Raw genomic sequence first — 20,323 nt, 5'->3', positions numbered from 1 at the left:
ACGAGTTAGCTACATCTGAATTAAATACAGAATTTAACTCACATCCATAGAATCTAAAATCCCCTGGCTCATACTTTTAGCAAAATCCCAATCATATTTTTCATAAACACGAGACAGAGCAATAAAAGGCGCGCCTGAATAGAACATTTCATATTGAGTATGACGTGATGCAAATTCAGAACCGATCGCATCCCACACTAACTTCAATAATTTCACTCGTTCAATGGGGGCCAGTAAAGTTGAATATTGTGTTTTTTCTATTAAATCACGAATTTCTGGATTTGCTAAATCAATATAATTTGACGGTAACATAATCACACCACCACCTGAGAGTTTTCTGATGCTTTCTATCACCTTTGGATAAGTTGACTGCAATAAAACCTGGCAAGCATACAGTTGTGATCGATTGGGAATATAATATTCATTATGCCGATCAGGATTGTGGATCAAACCACGAAACAGCCCTTCAATATTAGTAGCATAACAAGCAAGCTCGGCTAACGATTCACGAACAGCCGGAAATTCATTAACGCCGGTAGCTTCGGTAAGTTGATGAGCCAAACCCGTTAAGAAATGTAATTTAACGGCATACCGAGCCATACCCTGAACATCCATTAAAACGTCAGCACCAGTTGCCAGAAATTGCTGGCGACACATCTCCGTATTTTTATAAACAAATACTCTTTCCCACGGAACAAAAACATCGTCGAAATAAATTACCGCATCATTTTCGTCAAATTGATGTGCTAAAGGGGAGTCAAATTTATTACTGCCTATTTCATAGGATTTTCTGGAAAGAATTTTTATTCCCTTAGTATTCAATGGTAATGCAAAAGACACCGCATATTTATCATCAACGCCCTCTTTGAGTGGATTAAACACGCCAACAACCACTTCCTCTGCAAGGACGGCCGCTGTTCCTAACATCTTTGCCCCGCGAACAATGATTCCTTGCGGTTTTTCTTCCAATACTCCAAGAGTATGAAATTCGTTTTTTATATGCTCACTAGGCGTTTTGGAACGATCACCTTGTGGATTGATTAATGTGAAAGCTAAATAAATATCTTTATCGCGGGCATATGAATAGTAATTTTTCAATGCCTCAGCCCTATCCTTGGAATATTCCTCAAATACTTCCAGATGAGTCATTATTCCGGTAAAAGCGGCAGAAACATGATCTGGACTTCTACCTAGCCAACCACAACTCTGCATTGCCCAAGCATACGCAGCCTCACCTCTGGCAATTAATTTCTCTCGGGTAGTAGGAAGTTCCCAACATAAACCAACACGCTTACCACCAGGTGTTTCGAACGTCATCCGATCAGCGTGTGCTGCCTGATAATCATAAAGTGAAGCTACAGTTCTAATTGCATTCCGAAAAGCAGGGTGATCCACGTGATTAGTGATCTTTTCTCCATTCAGAAAAATGGTTCTTCCATCACGCAAGCCTTCAATATATTCCTCACCGGTCTTAGACATTAGCAACTTCCTCCGAAATAGAATTAATTTTAGGTAAATCGATCTTCAAAGGCATAGCAATTCCCTACCCTATTGTCGGGCATTGCCATTTAAATTTTTCTATCTAATTATTTTCTACGTATCCAGTATAGATTGAATCACAATGATTCGATAAAATATTTCAGTAAATTTTCTTGAGTATCTGTGATCTCTCTCTTAATTTGATACATAAATACGATTTATCTTCCTACTCTATTTATCTTAACCATCAACTCATTTAAGGACCGGTTGCCAGTTCAGGTATCATAATCCCACGCTGCACTGCGCTGAGGTACCCCCACAAATTTAGCGCTAATAAATCAAAACCCTATTTCGATAGATTTTGGCATGGTGGTTTAATACGCAGCTACTTCGTGGACTTTCCTTACCTGTTCGCTGTGCTTTGATGTGAGTAAGTTTAATAAATATATTAAACAATCAATCACTAAACCAATGTTTAGTAAAGTTTAATATCTCATTGCTTTTTCGATTAATTTATTTTCAAAAAAATTTTCGGGGTGAGATTTTGGCTAGTTTGATGGGGAGCCCTCGAAAGAGAGCTAAGGTTAGTTATATTGAATGCTTTGCAAACTCAATTATTGATTTCTCATCATTATGGCTTAGATGAAATATCTCACTGAAATCCAAGGTTTTTCTTATCTCATCAATAGCTTTTTGCTCTGCCAGTCCCGGCTTTCTTCTGTGATCAATGGTGAACAAAACCGTCTTCATATTTAGTATGTTTTCAGTTGAAGCAGCTTATTGAAGGAGCGGCAAAAATGCAGGGGGTTGAATATGAAATACAGTTAATAGGAGCCGCTCAAAGTAACCAACCGAGTCCTGTGTAGGTCGATTTCATTTATCAACAGGCTCAACAATATATCCCAAAACTTTCATCTGTTGCCAAAAGACCAGCAAGCGGCTGGCTAAGAGGACGCAACCTACTTTATGGAGCGCGTCAAATCTAATGGTGGTCGAGCCACCTACCTCAATTTTCGGTACAGAACTCAGTGTGGGTCATCATTATAATGAACTGTTTGACTTTTATGAAAATGTGATGATAGCCGCAGTGGAAATATTAGCCACTGTCACCCTAACTTACTGATTTCGGAGTTCATACTATGAATAATTCATTGACTGAATTCATACATGAATATATTAACCAACGCCAAAGTGATTTTACTTACCTTAGCGATAAGATTTGGGAACACCCTGAGACCAATTTTAAAGAAAACTTTTCTGCTGAACTGCTCGCAAATGCGTTAGAGAATGAAGGGTTTGTAGTTCAAAGAGGGGTAGGCAATATTGAGACCGCGTTTATCGCCAGTTATGGTAGTGGACACCCTGTGATTGCTTTACTTGGTGAGTATGATGCACTGTCTGGTTTAAGCCAAAAAGCAGGCTGTTATGAACCTAGTCCTGTAATTGAAAACGGTAACGGCCACGGGTGTGGACATAATTTACTGGGGACGGCCGCCCTTGCTGCGGCATTTGCAGTGAAAGCCTGGCTGCAAAAAAATCAACGCCTTGGAACTGTGCAGTTTTACGGCTGCCCAGCCGAAGAAGGAGGTTCCGGCAAAACATTTATGGTCCGGGAGGGCCTTTTTGATGATGTTGATGCAGCAATTACATGGCATCCTGAATCATTCAGTAGTGTATTTAATGTTCAGTCTCTGGCAAATATCCAAACAGCATTTCATTTCAAAGGGATTGCTTCACACGCCGCCAATTCTCCCCACCTAGGCAGAAGTGCTTTAGATGCTGTCAGTCTGATGAATGTGGGTGTTCAATTTCTTCGTGAACATATCATTCAGGAAGCACGAATTCATTATGCAGTGACTAATACGGGCGGTATGTCACCTAACGTTGTACAGGCTGATGCCGAAGTTTTATACCTTGTTCGCGCTCCGCAACGGGATCAGGCTCAAGATATTTATCAACGAGTTATTGATATCGCTAAAGGTGCCGCCTTAATGACCGGTACGCAATTGAATATTCGCTTTGACACAGCGTGTTCAAATTATGTTCCTAACCGCACGATGGAAAGAGCGATGTATCAATATGTTCAAGCTTTTGGTATTCCTGAATACACTGATGAAGAACGCCAATTTGCCGAAAAAATCCATCAAACACTGACAAAAGATGATTTACGCAATGTCAAATTCAATGCAACTCAGATAGCGGGTGAAGAGGGTAAACGCTGGAGTGAGCGACAAGAGGAAAAAGCACTGACAGATGAAGTCTTGCCTTATATAGAATCGCAGGAGTTAATATATGCCTCTACCGATGTTGGAGATGTTAGCTGGGTAACACCAACCGCCCAATGTTTCAGCCCCTGCTTTGCCTTTGGCACACCACTGCATACTTGGCAACTAGTCGCACAAGGACGTTCATCCATTGCTCACAAAGGGATGTGTCTTGCAGGGAAAATTATGGCCGCTACCGCGCTTGAATTATTAACAGACCCGGCTCTGCTATCAGAAGTTCAATCAGAGTTCAAACACCAGAGGGATAAAAATCCCTATCAGAGCCCCATTCCACCCGATGTTAAACCATCACCTTTGAAGTAACTTTGCTCCGATAAATACTGGCTTGCCTATAACAGGCAGACCAGTATTCAGTCATTTACATAATTAAAAAATAATAACGACAGCAAACACAAAGGAAAAAACATGAGTGAAACAACTCCCCCTGTAAATAAGAGCCCGGGACGCATTTTCGGTTTGATCGAAAGAGTTGGAAATAAAATTCCAAACCCTTTTATTTTGGTAGAGTTTGCAATATGGCAGGCGAAAATATTAGATCTTTCCCATGAGTTGACTAAACATCAGCAAAGTACTGAGCAACAAATGGCGCTGTTCAGCAGTCAAACGCAAATAACGACGACTAGCCGGTAATCGACTGACAACCTCAGAAGCGGCAAAATGTTCCACCTCAAATTGCCACCGCCCCTGATGAATATTCAATATCAGATCCCGGAAATCCAACTCTGCCAACGTTTCACCAATTAATGGATGCTGATTGAGTAAATCAATAATCGGCTGTCCATATTCCGTACCATGACAACAGTAATAAATCACACTCTTTCGCCGAAATATTCCCTTTACTTTGGCTCTAATAATGATTTTTTCCTTGAGTGAAGTGATCCCCTGCAAACGAAAACAACAACTGACAATATAGGCCAGAAACAACGCTTTCGGCTTTTCACAAACTTCAATCTGCAATCCATCAGGTAACGTCACTTGCAAACTTTCTGCTGATAAACGCTCACAACAGTAAGGCGATAAATTCTGTTCCAACCGGTTTAGCGTTATACCTGCCTGATAACCAGTAGGATAGCGGGGTTTATTCAACCGCCGCCAAATACTGTCAATCAAGGGAACGAAGTGGCTCAAGTTGCACCTCCGGCAATTCACCCTTAGTGAAAGTATGCGAAAGTACCTGTTCAACGGGGACAGGCTTAAACGGATTCACTCGTTGCACACAGAGCGTCCAAAACAGGGCATAGCTGGCGGTCAGACCCAATATGATGGCAAATGGAATATACACATCACTAGGATTCATTCCCGGAGGCGTGATGTTAATGATCGCCAAAATAATTCCTACACTAGAGACAATTTGAGGTAATGGGAAAAAGGGTGATTTATAGGCACGATGTAAATCAGGTCTGCGGATACGCAGCAATATCACAGAACATGTCACCAGTAAATAAGCGACACACCAGGCACATACAGCCGCTAATACCAAAGGCATAATCCGGTTCAAATCACCTTGAATAATAAAGGTATGTAAACAGGGGATCATTACTGCAACCAAAATCCCAAAGATTGGCGTTTTAAAACGTGGATGTAGATAAGCAAAAATACGCGGTAATGCGCCATCCAATGCCATACCATAGAGAATACGCGGTACCGCCGCCATCAGGGTATTAATCGTTGCCGCTCCCGCCAGTAATAGCCCAATACCAATCCAATATTTACCAAAATCCCCTATCACCTGACCGGCAAAAGCAGGAATTGCCATTGGCGTTTCTAGCAAGCGAACGTTATTTTCTACATCCACCAGCACATTTTCTACCTGATGGCTGATTGACGCGCCATATAGCCCCATGCAGAAAGCCACCCCACACAGGCCGGTTATCATTGCTCGCGGAAGAACTTTGGCAGAATTTTTAATTTCAGGCGCCATTGGCGTCACCAGCTCACAGCCGACAAACATAAACATCGCCATACCTACCAAGCTCAGTACCGCCAAGGGATCGCTCAGATTAAGCCCTTCACCAAACCAACTCTCCAGCGGCACAGCAAACGGCATTAATAATCCGCAAATACTGAAAATAACCAAAGTACTCCACATGCAGAATGTCAGCACAATTTCGACTTTACCAAACGCTTCAATACCCAACGCATTAAGTAAGCCGAACATAATCACTAACCCAACGCCTACCATCCATGAAGCGTTATGACTTTCCACCATCGTATTTAGGCTGTCAAAATTCACTAATGCCATGATACCGGAGAGGATCGTTTCTGCTGTACCCGCAAAAATATGGACAATTAAATAAGCCGAAAGCGCACCGGTAATCGCCCAGAATCGCCCCATACCACAAGAGATATAATCATAGACAGAGCCGGAGGTAGGTAAAATAGCCGCCGCCTCGGCAAATGTCGTCACTTGGGCCTGCATCATGATAAAACTGATCAGCATTGCCAGTACGAAAGTATCACCACCAATCCCAAAACCACTGGTCACAGTCAGAATAACCGGGCTTGCCATAATCACCCCGACAGAACTTGCCAGTGCGGTAGGAAACCCCACCACTCCCTTTTCAATATGCGAAGTCAGTCGTGTTGACATATTCATTTATCTTCCCTCTTAACTTCTAGTCGTAAAAATAATGCTCACGGCGATTCATTTGTGAATTTTTTGTAAACTTTATTGAGGATAAATACACTATAGAAAGTGAAGAGGAATACCGACCATCGTCCTAAAGAACGATACCTAAAGAGGGATTAATCACTGAAAAGATGTAACGAAAAATACCAGAAAACAGAAAAAAGCAAAAATAATCACTTAAATATCAACTAATAAAAACAAAATCGCTTAGTTAATACATTAAGAAATTATTTCGGATATATACCAAAACACCTGTTCTTAGCCGGTGATCATCACGTTGAGAAATTTCATTTATTGCAATCCATATCACGTTATTAATATGTTTGTTTTGTGTTAATTTTGCATTTTAATTAGTATTTGATTAATTTTCAGTATTGATTTATCCAATTAGATATTATTCTAAAGGGAGAACCTTCTTGTCTACTGTACTACCGAATAGCCGTGAAAATGCTTTAATCTACAGTTGTTTAAATACTATTTCCCATCTGGTTCCCATCTCAGCCGCGGCATTCTATCTGGTGAATAATGAATTACGCCCCGAAAACTACATCCTGTACGGTATTTCAGACGAAACTCACCAAAATTATCTGGCTCATTTTCAACATTTAGATCCATTAAAACCGGCTAATTATCAACAAAATAATATTAATATGGTTGGCATGGATCAGAAAACACTGACTAAACATAATAAGTATTACCATGAATTTATGCAGCCAAATAATATACAGGACATCGCCGAAATATTTATCCGTCAACACAACAGAATTATTGCCGGTGTCTCTTTATTACGAGATACCCCATTTATACCAAAAGACTTTAATCGTCTCAGTGCTATTCTGCCATTAATCGAATTAGCTGTCAGAGATTTACTTCCTGAAACCCCGACTACTTTGACAGCTAAAGAGCAAGAAATTATTAATTTGATAAGAGAAGGATCAAGTAACAAACGTATTGCACAGATACTTAATATTTCCCTATCTACCGTCAAAACCCACCTGCGCAATATCTTTGCCAAAACCAAAGTGACTAACCGCACTGAATTAGTTTCTAACGGGTTTATTACTCGGCATTTGTGATTGGTAGGATTTGATAAATTATACCCGTCATCTTTCAAGTTGCCTCTTTGTTGGCTGCACTCGTTCACCCCGGTCACATAGTTTGCTATGCTCCCGGGGATTCACTCCCTTGCCGTTGCGATGCATCTTGAAATCCATAGGGTATATACGTTGTCGATCTACAAGTCATCTGGCTGATTAAAAATACCGACTATATCCCGAGAACCGTGCAGTATCCGTTCTATACGGACTTCTGTATCAATAATCTGAAAGAAAACGACATAGCGACCATAAGCGCTGCTTCTGAACCCTTTCCCGAGCTCAGGCCTTTCCCTATAAATTGCGGGAGCTTCCGCTAATAACAAGCATTGCTGGTATAACTCTTTGGTAAAGCTGAGCGCTCTTACAGGATTATCTTGTGCAATCCAATCGCCGATTTCTTCAAGGTCGTGTTCTGCCAGAGGCGAAATACTCAGTTTCATTTACCCTGACTACCTTCGGCCATGTTCTTGTATTTTTGCGTGAGGCGGTCAAAAACATCTCCCGCATCTCTACTTTCACCGCTTTGGATGCCAGCCATTATAGCGCTTTTGAGTGATTCAACTTTTACTTGCTGCTCTCGCTCTTCTAACGCACGAAGACCGGCGCGAATGACTTCGCTTGTATTGTTATAACGACCGCTATCAATCTGATTACGGATAAATGCTTCAAAATAAGGGCTTAGTGCTACACTTGTTGGCATAGTCTATTCCTCCAGTGTTTTTAATATCTATTAATAACTATTAGTATAATTTAGAGGCATCATTTCGGCAATATTTTGACAGGCAATTGGACTAGTGGGAGTATTTTTTGGCTGCACTCGTTCACCTCGGTCACATAGTTTGCTATGCTCCCGGGGATTCACTCCCTTGCCGTCGCGATGCATCTTGAAATCCATAGGGTATAAAACAAATTAAATAGTTATATCGTCATTAACCATTAACGGTCATCTTTAATTAAGCAATTCTCACGCTTGACGCTTATTCTGATCGCTAAAGAACAAGCACACAGAGACTTAATTATTTCCCGATATTGGTGATTTCACTCCACGCTAACAAAATACAAGGCGAAAAACCCAGAATGAGTCAAATAAAATCACTATTCGCCTCATTTTGTGAGTAGAATAGAGCCTTATTTGATTCACAGGTGACGCCAATATGGAACCATTGACATAATTCAGTATTTAACACGGTTTATAAAATCTGTAATTTACGGCAATTATTGCCGTGTATTTTTATAAGCCGTTGTATTGCTTTTGAAGGGACGGGCTTTCTTTGTACTTGGTAAACAATGAATACGACTATTCGCCTTACCAAAAGCATTTCCCTTACCAATATAGTCATAATGCTTTCATATTTGGCACGAAAACGATTTAGCATTAACCAACGGCCCCTCTTCAGGGGCAATCCTTTTCTGATAAAACAGTTTTCGTAATTTGATACAACACCGCTCCACCAGTAGACATGGGTTTTGCATGCCGTTGAGGTAACCTTCAACTATAGTGTTACCACAATCTAATCTACGCCAAGTACATGACGCAAATTTTGATACGCTTTAGTATGTTTATCCGTCCCCATCTTCGCCAAATTCCTCTGTTTCCAGAGGATGGCAGGCAGTTGCTCAACACTTTCTAGTCCCAGCAATGTCCTTGAAAATGGGCCTAAGCAATTCGGTGATAGGACGGTTATGGCTCATCATATAGACGATCAGAGCCTTGCGAAGATCATCAGTAAGGCCCTCGTTATCCAGCAACCATTTCATATCGAACAAATCTCTAGGATGTTGCCTATCCAGTGCAGCGCAGATTTTCCCGGCATAGAGATCAGCATGAGAAACGATTTGGATTTCGGCGTAGCCAAACTCATCTTCCACAACCTCGCAGACTGTCATTACCTTCGGTTCAAACACAGTACCACGCAAGACCGGTGACAACTCAATTTTTATTTGAACGCCTGATCTTCCTACAATCAACCACAAGGCATCGTCTTTATCCCGGAAAGATTCGATAATTTCCGCGTCTGTCATAGCAGCTCGAATGGCAACCGATATCTTACTCAGAGCAGTTTTGATCGTCGTTAAGGCTTCTGCACGTTGCAGCATTGGTAAAAATACTAGATCAATATCAACCGACAACCGAGGCAAGTTGCGAACGAACAAATTGATAGCCGTACCTCCTTTCAAAGCAAAACACTCCTGTTCAGCAACAAAAGGCAGCAGTTGTAGTAACAACTGAACTTGTCGGTAATAAATACTGTTACGATCCATAGTCTCTCCCTACATATCCTTGGGCACCGTGATGAGCCAGGTATTATCCAATCGCCCTTCGGTAGCAATGACGCGTTTGCCAGACCCTAGGTTGTACTTTTGAGGCTCCAACTTCTTAAACCAAGCGTGCTGATGCCTTTCTGCTAACCAAAGAAAGAGCCGCTTTACCTTAATACTGGAACAGGCCAGAAGCAAAGCATCAAGTTTGCGCGGTGACAAATTGTATAATCCCTGCATCAGTTGTTCGGCATGTTCAAAGCTGACAGCTTTGGGTACATCCACCAAAACTTCGAAGATAGACCTTTCCGGGCAGGAGAATTGGAATGCAGGCATTCCCTCCCGCCATTGCTCCTGCCTAAGCCAAGTTGAGTCAGCTATCAGATTTTCCGGCCATAACGCTTGGGTCCGGTGCCCTTTAAAATACACATCTAAAGGTACTCTGGTCAGCCAGCGAGGTAACGGCTCACTAGAATACAAGTGAACTGTTCGGATATGAGAGCGGGTGACGTAGTGAGCTAACCCGGCTATCTCCAGAGCAGTCAGCCCACCGAGGTGAATAGGTGTTTCAGACATACGCTGCAATGAAGCAACAACACCTTGCCAGTTTAGGTGGCAACTGAATTGACTAAACACTCCAGTAGCAAGAGGGATAAGTGTTTTACTACGCACAGTATTGTCTACAAAATGAAGTTTAAGCCCTTGAGCAATGAGCCATTGTTTGGTAGCCAACATACCAACAGGAAGTAATTCTTTAAGTCGTTGACGTGCTTCAGAATTTAACATAGTTTATGAAATCCATAATTTGCGGCGGTTATTGCCGGATATTCAATAGATCATAAACTAGCAGATTTTTTTGTGGTTTATAATATCTATTTTTCACGGCAGTTATTGCCGTGTATTTTCATTTTTATAAACCATTGCATTGCTTTTGAAGGGATAAGCTTTCTTTATATTTGGTAAGCAATGAATATAACCATTCGCTTTACTAAACTAATCACCAAGTATCAAAACTGTACAGTGACTTTCTCTCACCACTCAATCACAAGTGATTATGATTGGTAAAAACTCACCCAATGTTGGCAAAGATACCAGGCGAAAAACCCAGAATGAGTCAAATAAAATCACTATTCGCCTCATTTTGTGAGTAGAATAGAGCAGTTATTTGACTCATGGGTGACGCAAATGTGGATATGGGAACAACCGAACTGGCCGAAATTCCATTGGAATGCCGATACTATTGCACTATTACTGCGAGATGCGCACTTCAACCAAGGATTGCTATTAGGCAAATCTGATTATGAAGACACCAAGCAGGCAACGCTTGATAGCCTTCTATCTAGCATACTCTATTCAAGTGAAATTGAAGGGGAAAGACTGAATGCAGCTTCGATACGTTCATCATTGGCAAACAGATTAGGTATTACGGAAGAAAAACCTTATCCAATCATAGAGAAGAGTGACGGCATTACAGAGGTTGCTCTTGATGTGATAGAAAATAGCCACTCCGATTTAACCCTTGAACGTATACTCAAGTGGCATCAGTTGATATTCCCCGAAGGCTATACCATGTTCAATCCAATACAAGGAGGCAAACTACGCGAAGGGATGATAGAAGTGGTATCTGGTCGTTTGGATAAGCCAACTGTTCACCTTGAGGCGCCACCACCAGAAAAAATGGTCGACGAAATACCCCAATTTATAACGTGGTTCAATCAATCCCGAACAGATACTTGTCTCGATCCCATTATTAGGGCAGCAATTGTCCATTTATGGTTTGTAACAATCCATCCTTTAGAAGACGGAAACGGGCGCATTACTCGATTTTTAACAGACCTTGCACTTGCTCAAGCCGAAAACCGTTCAATTCGTTTCTATGCAATGTCGGTAAGTATTTGTCATCATCGCAAAGCGTATTATGAAATCCTTGAAAGTACTCAACGTGGCGGCTTGGATATTACTGATTGGTTGGTTTGGTTTCTGAAAATATTGAATGAGACCTTAACAAATAAGTTGAAAGAAATTAATCAGGTTGTGCAAAAAGCTAAATTTTGGCGCCGGATAGACCAGACTCAACTTACCGCAGAGCAAACGAAGGTGCTAAACCGTATGCTGGACGGTAATTTTGAGCAAGGCATTAGTAGCAGCCAATATCAAAAAGTGGCGAAGGTAAGTCGTGCGACTGCAACCAGACACCTGGCACATTTGGTTGAGCTAGGCTGCTTAGAAAGTACTGGCGCGGGTGGTCGTAGCACTCGTTACCTTATTAATCACGAGTATTGAATTATAGTGGTGAGTAGTACACAACCAACCTGCTGCCCTGAGAAGCCCTCTCCTGGATAAAATGCCAGTGATGACCTTAGGTTTGACAATGGCCCCTTTCAATCAAGGGGCCTTCCTTATTTTGATCCAAATATCAAATCAATAGCGAACCATCACAGATTTCAATTCAGTATAGTGCTCAATAAAGGCGCTACCGAATTCACGACCTATACCTGAGGATTTGGTGCCGCCAAATGGTAATGCCGGATCGAGGAATGTATGCATATTGACCCAAACGGTCCCCGCTTCAATACGCGGGATCATGCGCATGGCTTTGCTGAGATCATTGGTCCACAAACTCGCCGCCAAACCAAATGGAGTGCTGTTCATCAAGCCAATCAGCTCTTCTTCATCGTTATAGCTGAGGAACGTTCCAACAGGACCAAATGTCTCTTCCTTCATCAATGAATCTTCCGGGCTGTTAGCACGAATCACGGTTGGCGCCACAAAGAAACCCGGCCCGGACAGAGCATGACCACCATAAACAATCTCACTGCCTTCTTGACGAGCTTGCTCAAACAGGGACAAGATCTTGTTATAGTGCGCTTTGTTTGCCAACGGCCCCATTTCTGTTGATTCATCCAGAGGAGAGCCAATTTTCATTGCCGCGAGTCTTTCTGACAACAATTTCAGCACGTCATCCATATGGCTTGCAGGAATATAAAAACGTTCCGCCGTCGTGCCAATGATATCAATCCGCATTATTACTTCCGGCATATCTTTACGGAATTACCCAAACGTGCTCCTGAAGAAAATGTTGATGATCTGATGCCGTGGAATGTTGTGATCTCCACTAAGGAGTTATAAGAGTTCACTACTTTATAAGCGCTTACGCTGGATCAAAGCACTAGCTTCTCACTTCTGGTTTTTGAATGAAATGTTGATCATTTTCACTTCCATAGCCCAATTCAGTATATTATCCACCCTAAATTTTAAAATGAGAATTGCTGGAAAAAGGTTAATTTACTTGACCTTAAGGAGTCGAGCGTCTAATCTCGCCGCCTCTTAACAGAAATTGGTGGAGTTTTGGTTTTTGTTATGATGATAAATTTATTATGAATCATAAAGATAGAAAAAATAATGACTAATTATGGGCACTCTGGGAGCCGCAACCTAGTGCGGTAGCTTTAATTAAATACTGCCTAAATATATTCGATAAAACTTCCTTTCTAAATTTCAGTATCAAATCAATCCAAGAACTCACTGAAAAATCAAAAATGAAAATATTAGTTACTGGTGGAACAGGTTTCACTGGCTTTACATTAATTCAGCACATTATCAAAAATACTAGCGATAGCGTCATTAACGTCGATAAATTCACTTACGTAAGCAACTTAGAATCACTTATCGAGGTTAGCAATCACACTCGTTACTCTTTTGAAAACGCAGATATCTGTCATCATGATACGATTGATAGTATCTTAGCAAAGTATCAACCTGATGCGATTATGCATTTAGCTGCTGAAAGCCATATAGATCGCTCAATCAATAGCCAAAGTGATTTCATTCAAACCAATATTATTAGTACGTATACTCTGCTAGAAGCCGCTAAAAATTATTGGCGACAACTTGTAGAAGATAAAAAAAGCGGCTTTATTTTTCACCATATTTCGACTGATGAAGTATATGGTGATTTAACTCACCCAGATCAATTCCCAAAGAATTATCCCCTTCCTTTATTTACCGAAAAAACACTTATGCTCCAAGTAGCCTATATTCGGCATCAAAAGCATCCAGCGACCATGTAGATTAGAGCATGGCATAGGACTTATAGATTACCAACGATAATCACTAATCGTTCTAACAATTATGAACCTTATCATTTTCCAGAACAATTAGGAGATGTTGACGTTTTGTGCAGGAAATTTGAGTAGCATGATAATTTGGTATAATCACTTTCTTCAAACACTGTAGAAGCATAGTTATTTCGGACATCTCTAGTAACCATTTACCAATCATCTATTGACTAGCCAGAAGTCAGATTAAATACATCCGGGTACGATTGTTTTTGTGTCACAGCCGTGACGATATCAATAATAACATGCAGGGCAGATAATCTCCGTTTCCTACAAGTTTCCACAACCAACAGCAGCTGGGAGCAGTATCGCTCTCCACGATGAGAACTCATTCCAAAGCAAATTTTCCGCATGATCACACTGCCACATAAACAACGCTCAGCCTCATTTGTTGGTCAACGGTACATCGTGATGATTAAGAAATACCCATAAGCCGGTTTCGTGTTTGAGAAGATAGGTACACCTGCCTGAATATCGTGATGTCGGTCCCTATTCACTTTTTTCAGCCACACCACCAAACTTTTCCTCAGCCTTGCCATCCGGCTGTACCAGTGGAATCCGTCGCCACTGTAATCAGCCATCTGTTGCAGATTGCGGGTGACATAGGCCCAGCAGAACTGATGCAAGGAAGGCTCCAACCAGTCATAGATAGCACACTGAGCGGTGATGATAACACACAGACTTGCTTCTCCCGGCAGGGACTTAGCGGTTTCTGCATTACAGTAGGCGCGGATTTTCTGATAAACCGTATTACTTCCATTAAGCAACCAAACCCAACAGGTCGCCGCTTCTCCGTTACGTTGGTGGAGTATTTCATCAATATGGATAACTGCGGATTGTTTTACGTGATCCCCCAATACCTGATGTAATGGCCTCAGCATCGTACTGACCCTCCCTTGTGCTTCGGAGATAGGCTCCGTTGAGAAGTATGAGCTATAACTCTCCCGGAGTAAGCGATGTATCTTACTGATGCTCAGATGATACTGCCCCGATAAGACAGCAATGTGGCTCATCAAACGTGCCTCCATTGCCCTGAAGGGGCATCGGTTGGAAGCGCTGCCAGTGTACAGTGATGACGACGCTGGCACTGGCCGTGGAACAGCTGATATTCCGTGATAACCAGCGCAATTTTAGGCAGTTCGAAAACCTGAAGCTGGTGAATTGTTACCGAAATGTCGGCTATATTATTATTTAACTTAAATTGGCTAAAAGATTATAAAATGCACACTGGAAAAATTATCAAAATATTATTATATTCAACTTTGATCTTTTCTCAGAAAACCTTGGCAATATCTGGGAATATTAGTCCCTTAGAACAAAATATTATTAATCAAAAACAAAAGGATATATTACAAGAAATACAAAAACAAGAAAATTTAGGAAATAATATAGATATTATTCATAATGATGAATTTCCATCTGAATCTAATCATAATATTGATCCATCTTGTCACTTTGTTAATAATATTCAGTTTAAAGATTCTTTCTACCTATCTAAATCAGAAAAAATTTCCTTAGTAAAATCTTACATGCCTAAATGCCTATCAATTAAAGATATTAACTTGTTAACTAAGAAGATATCTAATTATTACATAGAAAAAGGGTATATTACCTCTAGAGCATTGATAAAACCACAAGATTTATCTCAAGGCATTTTAGTTATTGATATTCTTAAAGGAAAAATAAATTCAATAACAATAGAAGGTGAAGGTTACCCAAATACTCTAAAATTAGCTTTTCCTAATATGATAGGAAAATCTTTAAACCTTCGAGATATTGAGCAAGGTTTAGAGCAATTAAATCGTTTATCTTCTCAAAAGGTTACAATTGATATTAAACCTTCTGAAAAACCAGAATATTCAGATGTTATCCTGAAAAAAATCTCCAAGAATAAACTGAATATAGATGCAGAGCTTGAAATAGAGCTTGATAATAGTGGTCAGAAAAATACAGGAGAAAATCAATTTAATACTACTTTAAAGTTAGATAATCTTTTACATTTAGCTGATTTATGGACAACATCTATTAATAAAGATACTGATTTTAGTAATAATCATAAGAATTGGCATGTAAATTCTGAATTAAATATACCGTATGGATATTGGTTATTTAGTTATCAATATTCGAAAAATAAATCGTTTCAGAATATTAATTTAGGTTATTCTACTTTTCCTTATGAAGGTACGGGAGAAACTCATACTCTAAAAGTAAATAGAACTCTATATCGTGATGGAAAGCAAAAAGTATCTTTAAATACGAGTTTTACTCAACGTAAAACAGAAAATAGTATAGCAGATTTCAAATTTTCAGTTAGTAGCCCAACTTTGAGTACTCTAAATGTAGGTTTTAACTATAGCTCATTAGTAACGAGTGGATATTTTAGCTTTAGTCCTTCAATAACAAAAGGTTTATCTATTCTAGATGCTACAAAAGATAATTCAAATTTAAAAAACGAACCTAAAAGTCAATTTTATAAATTTAATGTTGGTACTAGTTATTATAAATTTTTAACTAATAACGTTTATTATTTAACATCTGCATATGGTCAGTATAGTCCAAGTAATCTTTATTCTATAGAAAGAATTTCACTAGGAGGACAGTATTCCATTAGAGGTTTCAAAGAGAAGAATATTGCTGGAAATATAGGAGGATACTGGCGTAATGAGATTAACTGGCAAGTAACTAAATTACCAGTATTAGGTGATATTTCTTTGAAAAGCTCACTAGATACTGGTTGGATTAAGAACCAAAAAAATAGAATTTCAGAAGGAGGTAATTTAACTGGAATATCTTTAGGCGTATCTTTAAATAATACAGTCGGTGATCATTCATTGATTGTAGGAAAACCGTTAAACTATCCAGAACATCTTAAACCAGATAATTTTGTTGTTTATTGGTCAACTTCTTTTAATTTCTAAGTAATTTATGTTTTATATTGTTTAATTAAAAAAACAAGATTAAATTTATGCAAGGAAAATTGAAATGAACAGGTTTGATAATTCAGATAAACCATTCACACTTAGTCCTATAACAAAAGGCATAACCTATTCTCTTATTTATCTAACAGCTATATATCCAGTACATTCGGCAATTGCAACCCCTATTACTAATATAGTTGCTCCAAATGCTTCTGGTATATCTCATAACACCTATGATAATTTTGATATATATGCTGAAGGCAGAGTATTAAACAACTCAACAAAAGATATAGTTTCTCAATTAGCTGGTCAGATAGGTAAAAATCCTAATTTAAGGGATAAGTCTGCAAAACTTATTATTAATGAAGTAACTGGTGGTAATCGATCTAACCTTTCAGGACAATTAGAAATAGCTGGCGATAAAGCGAGTGTTTTAATAGCTAACCCAAATGGTATTACCTGTGATGGTTGTGGTTTTATTAACACAGCTTCAGCTATGTTAACTACGGGTAAACCAAAATTCGATGAAAAAGGGGCACTAGAATTCTTAAGTTTAACAAAAGGTCAAATCATAATAGGAAATAATGGATTAAATGCTCAAGGAACAGACTCTATTGATATTATCAGTAGAGCTCTTGAATTAAATGGAAAGATTCAGGCTAATAACCTCAACATAACACAAGGTACTAATAGAATTAATTACAAAGAGGGTACTATAACTAGTAACATAGCAGGAGAAGGACAAGCACCCCAAGTATCTATTGACACTAAAGCTCTTGGAGGTATGTATGCTAATAAAATTCACTTAGTGTCAACAGAAAACGGTGTAGGTGTTAATTTAGCAAATCTAGAAAGTACGCAAGAAGATATTACTTTGAGTTCTAATGGAAAAATAGCACTTGCTAGTGTTAAAGCTAAAACTGATTTAAATGTAACAGCTCAAGAAATTAATATTAAACCTAATAATCAAGTTCAAGCTCAACGAGATATTCTTTTAACAGGAGATAAAATAACTAATGCCGGTGGTATAATTACTGGTCAGGATATGAGAATATATGGAAATAAGATTAGCAATATTGGTACCAAAGCTATTTTGCAAGCTAACAATAATATGTGGATTCAAAAAAATGATCAAGGAGATAAAAGTAATCTTGTTGAAAATAAATCAGGAACTATAAAAACTAATAATGGAGACTTAGTTGTTAGAACTAAGCAGTTAAATAATATACCTAATTATTATTTTACTAAGAGAAAATTAACACAGAAAGAGTTAGATAGGAAAAAGCAATTAGAGGAAGAAGAACAGCGAAAAGTAGATTACTGTAAAACAAATCCTTATGATATCAGTACTTGTATGTTTGCTGGTTCTAATGCATTTAACTCAATTTTTGATCATTGGGAAGAGCGACCAATAGAATCGGGTAGGGTACTGATAGATTTAAAACCTTCAGATATCGCGTCTGGAAATAATATCTACATTAATAGCGATAATTTAATTAATGATAGTAGTAATATATCTGCAGAAAAAGATATATTTCTAACTGGTAAAGAACTTAAAACTGTCAGATATCTTAATTCTATAGCGACTGACAATAGTGGTCTTAATGCATTAAGAACAAATCCTCCATTTTATTCCACATCGACATCAGCTACAATACCTGCATCAACCTATATATATTATACTAAAGGCATTGATTCTCATGATCAGAGAAATCATAAAACTATAGATTGGTATAACTGGAATAATAATGATATTATTTTAATAGAGGAAGCAGACGATCATAGTAATTATTTAGAAATAGTTAGAAATAGTTAGAAATATTGGTAAAGAAAGTTCAGGTATACATGCAAAAGGAAATATTGTTGCTGATTTTTCCGATAAAATATATTTAAATAAAAATACAGTTGATAATTATCATAAAACATTTAACCAAGAATTTCCAGCAGTATTATCAGCTAAAAATATAGTATTAACTAGTAAGGGAAATATCAATGTTAAAGATAAAATAAAATCGATTGAAGATACCACTATTATTTCAGAAAATAATATTAACATTTTAGATACTAGTATTTATGCATTAAAAGATATTTCTATAATGGCAGTTAATAATATTAGAGGTCTATCAAGTAAGTTAATAGGAAAGAATATTAATTTGAACTCTTATAAAGGTGATATCACCTTTATAAATTCTCCAAACACTACTGACAAGTCAGTGGACTATGAAATTGATAGTTCAATGTGGGGAGATTCTTATTATTCTCCTTATGGTCAATCAGCTGAATTAAGTTCTTCAGATAACCTTAATATTAACAGCGGGTATAATTTAAAATTAAAAGATGTCATTTTTTCTAAAAATAAACATATAAATTTAACTGCGAATAATGACATTAGCATATCAGATAATATATTAAATTCAACTTGCACTGAAGAATGCAACCATTTTTCGATCAATGGTAAAATCAAATATTTCCTTTCTCCAGAAAGATCTATGAAGTCTACTGACTCTATTAATATTGCTTCCGGGGGAAATATTACATTAAAAGGGTTAACTTTATCAACCGATGGAGATATTTTCTTAAACTCTATTAAGGATATTAGTTTAATTCCTAAAAATAAGATAGGAAATAGTTATACTTACAATACTAGACTTATAAATCATGAAGGACGTCCATCAGATGTCGAATATAGCCCAACTGGATTTGCAGCAGAAGATTTTGGAACAAGAATATTTACAAAAAACGGTATAATATCTAGCGGAGGAAATATTTTCGGAAATACTGTTCAGATCAATACTAAAAATAATTTACTAATTCGATCAGGAAATAATATTAAATTAGCAGCATCTGATTATGAAAATAGAACCGGTTCAAATGCTACTAATAAATTCGAAACTACCGAAAATATTTCAATTTCTAATATTCATACAAGTGGAAATTTAACATTATTAGCTAATAATGTTATTTCTATGGTTGCTTCTAAATTATCTACTGGTGGGGATATGAATCTATCTGCTGGTGGGAGTATAGGTTTTGAAGCGGCTAATGCACACACTAAGAATTTTCATATAAGTGAAAGTGGTGGTTTTTATGAAACAATTAGTGATCTTAGTAAAATAACACCAAGAACTGTTGAATTAAATAGCAGTAAGAATTTATCTATTTTAACCGAAGGTAATATTTTATTTCAAGCTACTAAACTAATGGCTAAGGGAGCTATGAACATAGCTGCTAAAGGCGGATATTTATATGCTCAAGCTCAAGAAGATATCAGCCATTACACAACGAAAAGTAGTAGCCGCAGGGCAAGATCACGAATGTTTTTTAGCCAAAAATAAAATAGGTTGCTTCAAATAAAGCACTGTGATCTTATACTCTCTTTTGAGAGTGAAAACCTATATCATGTGCCTTGAGAACTTTACCCTTCATTTTTCGGCAATCCAAGACCCTCGCCAGAGTGCGAAAGTCACCTATCCTTTATTTGACATCCTGTTTTCGTCACTGTGTGCCGTGATTGCGGGCGCAGAAGGCTGGAGTGATA

Annotated in this window: 15 protein-coding genes and 3 pseudogenes; 9 read left to right on the top strand and 9 right to left on the bottom strand. The window is 38.4% G+C overall.

Annotation, left to right across the window (positions count from 1 at the left end):
- Positions 1 to 33: 33 nt before the first annotated feature.
- Positions 34 to 1,479, bottom strand: a complete 1,446-nt coding sequence (locus C6H66_RS18925; protein ID WP_036811714.1) for a 4-hydroxyphenylacetate 3-hydroxylase family protein — start codon at positions 1,477 to 1,479, stop codon at positions 34 to 36.
- A gap of 1,139 nt (positions 1,480 to 2,618) precedes the next feature.
- On the opposite strand from C6H66_RS18925, the gene C6H66_RS18915 reads away from it, so the two are divergent.
- Positions 2,619 to 4,067: a M20 family metallopeptidase gene (locus C6H66_RS18915; protein WP_046397574.1), complete on the top strand. Its 1,449-nt coding sequence runs from the start codon at positions 2,619 to 2,621 to the stop codon at positions 4,065 to 4,067.
- A 228-nt stretch (positions 4,068 to 4,295) separates the two neighbouring features.
- On the opposite strand, the gene C6H66_RS18905 is transcribed toward C6H66_RS18915, so the two are convergent.
- Together C6H66_RS18905 and C6H66_RS18900 are read right to left on the bottom strand one after the other, a co-directional pair.
- Positions 4,296 to 4,892, bottom strand: a complete 597-nt coding sequence (locus C6H66_RS18905) for a DUF3156 family protein (RefSeq protein WP_046397573.1) — start codon at positions 4,890 to 4,892, stop codon at positions 4,296 to 4,298.
- Complete coding sequence (locus C6H66_RS18900) at positions 4,867 to 6,360, bottom strand: APC family permease (protein ID WP_105396389.1); 1,494 nt, start codon at positions 6,358 to 6,360, stop codon at positions 4,867 to 4,869. Before C6H66_RS18900 ends, C6H66_RS18905 begins: the two co-directional genes overlap by 26 nt.
- A 449-nt stretch (positions 6,361 to 6,809) precedes the next feature.
- Between C6H66_RS18900 and C6H66_RS18895 the strand changes: the two genes are divergently transcribed.
- Positions 6,810 to 7,469 carry a response regulator transcription factor gene (locus tag C6H66_RS18895; RefSeq protein ID WP_105396388.1) on the top strand — a complete coding sequence of 220 codons (660 nt, stop codon included), beginning with the start codon at positions 6,810 to 6,812 and terminating at the stop codon, positions 7,467 to 7,469.
- 158 nt (positions 7,470 to 7,627) lie between these two features.
- On the opposite strand, the gene C6H66_RS18890 is transcribed toward C6H66_RS18895, so the two are convergent.
- From C6H66_RS18890 to C6H66_RS18875, 4 genes are all read right to left on the bottom strand, one after another.
- On the bottom strand, positions 7,628 to 7,930 hold the full coding sequence (locus tag C6H66_RS18890) for a type II toxin-antitoxin system RelE/ParE family toxin (protein ID WP_105396387.1): 303 nt from the start codon (positions 7,928 to 7,930) through the stop codon (positions 7,628 to 7,630).
- Positions 7,927 to 8,190, bottom strand: a complete 264-nt coding sequence (locus C6H66_RS18885) for a type II toxin-antitoxin system ParD family antitoxin (RefSeq protein WP_040148927.1) — start codon at positions 8,188 to 8,190, stop codon at positions 7,927 to 7,929. The genes C6H66_RS18890 and C6H66_RS18885 overlap by 4 nt, the downstream gene beginning before the upstream one ends.
- A gap of 917 nt (positions 8,191 to 9,107) precedes the next feature.
- Positions 9,108 to 9,752: a nucleotidyl transferase AbiEii/AbiGii toxin family protein gene (locus C6H66_RS18880; protein WP_248000734.1), complete on the bottom strand. Its 645-nt coding sequence runs from the start codon at positions 9,750 to 9,752 to the stop codon at positions 9,108 to 9,110.
- Positions 9,753 to 9,761: 9 nt separating this feature from the next.
- Positions 9,762 to 10,535 (bottom strand): type IV toxin-antitoxin system AbiEi family antitoxin, encoded by a 774-nt coding sequence (locus tag C6H66_RS18875; protein WP_105396386.1) that lies wholly within the window; start codon positions 10,533 to 10,535, stop codon positions 9,762 to 9,764.
- A gap of 399 nt (positions 10,536 to 10,934) precedes the next feature.
- On the opposite strand from C6H66_RS18875, the gene C6H66_RS18870 reads away from it, so the two are divergent.
- On the top strand, positions 10,935 to 12,032 hold the full coding sequence (locus C6H66_RS18870) for a Fic family protein (RefSeq protein ID WP_105396385.1): 1,098 nt from the start codon (positions 10,935 to 10,937) through the stop codon (positions 12,030 to 12,032).
- Positions 12,033 to 12,170: 138 nt separating this feature from the next.
- Here C6H66_RS18870 and C6H66_RS18865 read toward each other — a convergent pair.
- Positions 12,171 to 12,758 (bottom strand): annotated as a pseudogene (locus C6H66_RS18865) (aldehyde dehydrogenase family protein); the annotation flags it as partial.
- On the opposite strand from C6H66_RS18865, the pseudogene C6H66_RS18860 reads away from it, so the two are divergent.
- A pseudogene (locus tag C6H66_RS18860) lies at positions 12,750 to 12,878 on the top strand (transposase domain-containing protein); the annotation flags it as partial. The pseudogenes C6H66_RS18865 and C6H66_RS18860 overlap by 9 nt on opposite strands.
- Before the next feature lie 410 nt (positions 12,879 to 13,288).
- Positions 13,289 to 13,909, top strand: a pseudogene (locus tag C6H66_RS18855) (GDP-mannose 4,6-dehydratase); the annotation flags it as partial.
- Between the two features lie 353 nt (positions 13,910 to 14,262).
- On the opposite strand, the gene C6H66_RS18850 reads toward C6H66_RS18855, so the two are convergent.
- The gene (locus C6H66_RS18850; protein WP_181150243.1) at positions 14,263 to 14,880 is read right to left on the bottom strand and encodes an IS66 family transposase; all 618 of its coding nucleotides are present in this window, start codon (positions 14,878 to 14,880) and stop codon (positions 14,263 to 14,265) included.
- Positions 14,881 to 15,039: 159 nt separating this feature from the next.
- Between C6H66_RS18850 and C6H66_RS18845 the strand changes: the two genes are divergently transcribed.
- The 4 genes from C6H66_RS18845 to C6H66_RS18830 form a co-directional block, all read left to right on the top strand.
- Positions 15,040 to 16,785 (top strand): ShlB/FhaC/HecB family hemolysin secretion/activation protein, encoded by a 1,746-nt coding sequence (locus C6H66_RS18845; protein ID WP_248000733.1) that lies wholly within the window; start codon positions 15,040 to 15,042, stop codon positions 16,783 to 16,785.
- Between the two features lie 64 nt (positions 16,786 to 16,849).
- The gene (locus C6H66_RS18840) at positions 16,850 to 18,601 is read left to right on the top strand and encodes a filamentous hemagglutinin N-terminal domain-containing protein (protein WP_105396383.1); all 1,752 of its coding nucleotides are present in this window, start codon (positions 16,850 to 16,852) and stop codon (positions 18,599 to 18,601) included.
- Positions 18,602 to 18,881: 280 nt separating this feature from the next.
- Positions 18,882 to 20,120, top strand: coding sequence for a hemagglutinin repeat-containing protein (locus C6H66_RS18835; RefSeq protein ID WP_105396382.1), 1,239 nt, complete (start codon positions 18,882 to 18,884; stop codon positions 20,118 to 20,120).
- 64 nt (positions 20,121 to 20,184) lie between these two features.
- A partial coding sequence (locus C6H66_RS18830; protein WP_146111071.1) for a transposase family protein occupies positions 20,185 to 20,323 on the top strand: 139 nt, incomplete at its 3' end.

This window comes from Photorhabdus hindustanensis (genome assembly GCF_002968995.1).
Lineage (GTDB): Bacteria > Pseudomonadota > Gammaproteobacteria > Enterobacterales > Enterobacteriaceae > Photorhabdus > Photorhabdus akhurstii.
This window is presented reverse-complemented; position numbering and strand designations above follow the sequence as displayed.

Bases quoted from the DNA above. Each gene is read 5' to 3' on its own strand.
- C6H66_RS18875 (WP_105396386.1), bottom strand. From the start codon at position 10,535: ATGTTAAATTCTGAAGCACGTCAACGACTTAAAGAATTACTTCCTGTT.
- C6H66_RS18835 (WP_105396382.1), top strand. From the start codon at position 18,882: ATGGCAGTTAATAATATTAGAGGTCTATCAAGTAAGTTAATAGGAAAG.
- C6H66_RS18840 (WP_105396383.1), top strand. From the start codon at position 16,850: ATGAACAGGTTTGATAATTCAGATAAACCATTCACACTTAGTCCTATA.
- C6H66_RS18925 (WP_036811714.1), bottom strand. From the start codon at position 1,479: ATGTCTAAGACCGGTGAGGAATATATTGAAGGCTTGCGTGATGGAAGA.
- C6H66_RS18885 (WP_040148927.1), bottom strand. From the start codon at position 8,190: ATGCCAACAAGTGTAGCACTAAGCCCTTATTTTGAAGCATTTATCCGT.
- C6H66_RS18845 (WP_248000733.1), top strand. From the start codon at position 15,040: ATGTCGGCTATATTATTATTTAACTTAAATTGGCTAAAAGATTATAAA.
- C6H66_RS18890 (WP_105396387.1), bottom strand. From the start codon at position 7,930: ATGAAACTGAGTATTTCGCCTCTGGCAGAACACGACCTTGAAGAAATC.
- C6H66_RS18900 (WP_105396389.1), bottom strand. From the start codon at position 6,360: ATGAATATGTCAACACGACTGACTTCGCATATTGAAAAGGGAGTGGTG.
- C6H66_RS18870 (WP_105396385.1), top strand. From the start codon at position 10,935: ATGTGGATATGGGAACAACCGAACTGGCCGAAATTCCATTGGAATGCC.
- C6H66_RS18915 (WP_046397574.1), top strand. From the start codon at position 2,619: ATGAATAATTCATTGACTGAATTCATACATGAATATATTAACCAACGC.
- C6H66_RS18880 (WP_248000734.1), bottom strand. From the start codon at position 9,752: ATGGATCGTAACAGTATTTATTACCGACAAGTTCAGTTGTTACTACAA.
- C6H66_RS18850 (WP_181150243.1), bottom strand. From the start codon at position 14,880: ATGAGCCACATTGCTGTCTTATCGGGGCAGTATCATCTGAGCATCAGT.